Below are 3321 nucleotides of genomic sequence, written 5' to 3' on the forward strand. Positions count from 1 at the left end.
CGAAGCGGGCCCGCCCGACCGCAATATCAACCTGCATGTGCCCGGCGGCTTCATCAAGGCGGTGACCAATCCGAAATATGCCTGGCAATTCGCCACCGAACCGGGCGAAGGCACGGCCGGGCGGCGCATCACCATACCGCAGGGGCGCACGCTCGGCGGCTCGACCGCGATCAACGGATTCAATTACAACCGGGGTCAGGCAGCCGATTACGACAGTTGGTCGCAGATGGGGAATCGCGGCTGGGGCTATGACGACGTGTTGCCGTATTTCCGCCGCACGGAGCGGCGGATCGGCGCGCATGGGTCGCATTATCGCGGCAGCCAGGGCGGGCTCCCCGTCACCGATTGCGACTGGCAGCATCCGCTCTGCGAGGCATTCCTCGCAGCCGCTGTCGATGCCGGCTTGCCGCGAAACCCGGACTATAACGGCGAAACGCAGAAAGGCGTCGGTTACTTCCAGCGCTGGATCAACAACGGCTGGCGGGTCAGCGCGGCGACCGCCTTCCTGCGCCCCGCACTGCGTTCCGGGCGCGTCGATCTGCGCTGCAATGCCCATACCACGGCGATCACCTTCGAGGGGCGGCGCGCGACCGGAATCCGCTATGCGCATGAGCGCGGCGGGCCGGTGCGGGAACTGCACGCGCGGCGGGAAGTGATCCTCACCTGCGGCGGGGCGAATTCGCCCAAGCTGCTGCAACTCTCCGGGATCGGCCCTGCCGATCGCCTAGCCGATCTCGGCATCACGCCCGTCCATGCCCTCGAAGGGGTAGGCGCGAATCTGCGCGACCACTACATGGTCCGGCTGGTGGCACGCGCCAGAGGCGTGGAGACGATCAACGACATGGCGCGCGGCGTGAAGCTGTGGCGCGAGATCGCGAAATGGGCGATCGGTCGCCCCAGCATTCTCGCGATCAGCCCGTCCGTCGCCTATGGTTTCGCCAATGCGCGCGACGTTTCGCTTGAGCCCGATATCCAGCTCAATTTCACCCCTGGCAGCTACATGAAGAGCGTCACCGGGGTGCTCGACAATTTCCCCGGCATGACGCTCGGCGCCTATCAGCTGCGCCCGGAGAGCAGCGGTTACGTGCGCGCACGCTCGCCCGACCCGTTCGACAATCCGGTGATCCAGCCCAATTACCTGATGCATGCCGAGGACCGGGCGGTGACGGTCGCCGGTATCCGGCTTGTGCGAAAGTTACTGCAATCGCCGGCTTTCGCGCCTTACCGCGACGGGGAGGTGTCACCCGGCGAGGAGGTGCAAAGCGACAACGAGTTGCTCGCCTTCGCGCGTGAGAACGGCAGCACCGCCTATCACCTGATCGGCGCCTGCCGGATGGGCCCCGCACATGACCCCTCAGCCGTCGTCGACGACACCTTGCGGGTCTACGGCATCGAAGGCCTGCGCGTGGCCGATTCCGCGATCATGCCGACCATGCCATCCGCCAATACCTGCGCGGCCACCTACATGATCGCCGAGAAGGCCGCCGATCTGATCCTGGGCCGGAAGGCGGTCGGTGATGCCGCTTCGGCGCGCGCGGGCTGACCGGGCGCACAGGCGGCTTTTCGCCGGTATTCGGCAGGCGGCGCGCAAAAAATTAACATTGCAATGCGATAGCGCTCCGATCCCGTATCGGCATTTTCCCGCCTGAACGCCATCGAAGGACCGACCATGACATTCGAACCCATCATGATCTTCGCCCTGACCATCGTGGTCGTGGCGATCCTCGTGCTCTACGCCGGCATCAAGACCGTGCCGCAGGGCGAGGAATGGACAGTGGAACGCTTCGGGCGCTACACCCGCACGCTGCAATCGGGGCTATGCCTGATCGTGCCCTTCATCGACCGGATCGGCCGCCGTCTGAGCGTCATGGAGCAGGTGCTCGACGTGCCGGCCCAGACCGTGATCACCAAGGACAACGCCGCCGTGATCGCCGACGGCGTCGTCTTCTTCCGGGTGCAGGATACCGCCCGCGCGGCCTATCAGGTGCAGAACCTGCAAGATGCCATCGTCAATCTCACCACCACCAATCTGCGTTCGGTGATCGGCTCGATGGATCTCGACGATACCTTGTCGAAACGCGCGGAGATCAACGAGATCCTGATGGCGATCATCGACGAGGCCACCAACCCCTGGGGCGTCAAGATCATGCGTATCGAGATCCGCGATCTGCGCATGTCGGAAGATCTCCAGGCCGCGATGAATCTTCAGATGACCGCCGAGCGGCGCCGCCGCGCTTCGGTCACGGAAGCCAATGGGCTGCGTGAGGCGGAGATCCTCAAGGCCCAGGGCGAACGCGAGGCCGAGATCCTGCGCGCCCAGGGACTGCGTGAAGCCGCCTTCCTCGAGGCGGAAGCCCGCGAACGCGCGGCGGAAGCCGATGCAAAGGCGACACAGGTGGTCTCCAAGGCCATCGCCGAGGGTGATATCCAGGCGGTGCAGTTCTTCCTCGGCCAGAAATACGTCGAGGCGCTCGGCCAGATCGGCGCCGCCGACAATTCCAAGCTGGTGCTGATGCCGCTGGAAGCCGGCGGCGTGACCGGCGCCGTGGCCGGGATCGGCGAATTGCTCAAGACTGTCGGCAATCCGTCGCGAACGTGAGAGTATGAAGGCTGTGCCCGGCGTGAACGAATCGCCGGGCCCCGAGACGAGGATACCCGAGCGCCATGGAAACGCTGTTCGATTCGCCCTGGATCTGGATCATTGCCGGCGCGCTGATCGCCGGTCTCGAGATCCTGGTACCGGGGGTGTTCCTGCTGTGGATCGGCTTCGGCGCGCTTGCCGTCGGCCTCATCCTCACGCTCGCCCCCGAACTGGGGCTGGCCTGGCAGATGCTGACCTTCGCCGTGGCGATGCTGTCTTCGCTCGGCCTTGGATTCGCATTCCAGCGCCGCAGCAAAGGCACCGGCGCGCCGATGCTCAACCAGGACCTGCAAGCCATGATCGGGCGCCGCTACGTGGCGCTCGCCGATTTCGAAGCCGGACGCGGGCGCATCCGCGTCGCTGATACCAGCTTCGCCGTGGTCAGCAACGACCCCGTCAAGCAAGGCGAACTCGTCGAAGTCACCGCCATCGACGGTGCAAGGCCACGCGTCAGCCGCGTGGCCGCATAAGTCACGCAAGAAACGCATATGCTCCCCGCACGCGCCCCCGGCCCATCCGGGGATCGCGTCGATGAACGTCCTGCGGACTTGGCGCGGGGGCGGACGGCGGTCACCATGGTGCATCGAAACGGCCACGCCGCCGCCCGGGATCATACGGTCATTCCACCGTGATCACATGGGCGGCGCCGCAAGGGGATTGTCCATGGCTCATCTGCTCGG

3 protein-coding genes are annotated in these 3321 nt (G+C 65.6%); all 3 read left to right on the forward strand.

All coding sequences use genetic code 11. The features are described from left to right. A partial coding sequence (locus VKP01_RS14735; protein ID WP_324413584.1) for a GMC family oxidoreductase occupies positions 1–1543 on the forward strand: 1543 nt, incomplete at its 5' end. A 126-nt stretch (positions 1544–1669) separates the two neighbouring features. Next, positions 1670–2599, forward strand: coding sequence for an SPFH domain-containing protein (locus VKP01_RS14740; RefSeq protein WP_324413586.1), 930 nt, complete (start codon positions 1670–1672; stop codon positions 2597–2599). A gap of 65 nt (positions 2600–2664) precedes the next feature. Then, positions 2665–3111, forward strand: coding sequence for an NfeD family protein (locus VKP01_RS14745; protein ID WP_324413588.1), 447 nt, complete (start codon positions 2665–2667; stop codon positions 3109–3111). Positions 3112–3321 lie beyond the last annotated feature (210 nt).

The organism is Saliniramus sp. (assembly GCF_035311605.1).
Lineage (GTDB): Bacteria > Pseudomonadota > Alphaproteobacteria > Rhizobiales > Beijerinckiaceae > Saliniramus.

Coding starts and splice junctions, on each gene's coding strand:
- VKP01_RS14740 (WP_324413586.1), top strand. CDS start 1,670: ATGACATTCGAACCCATCATGATCTTCGCCCTGACCATCGTGGTCGTG.
- VKP01_RS14745 (WP_324413588.1), top strand. CDS start 2,665: ATGGAAACGCTGTTCGATTCGCCCTGGATCTGGATCATTGCCGGCGCG.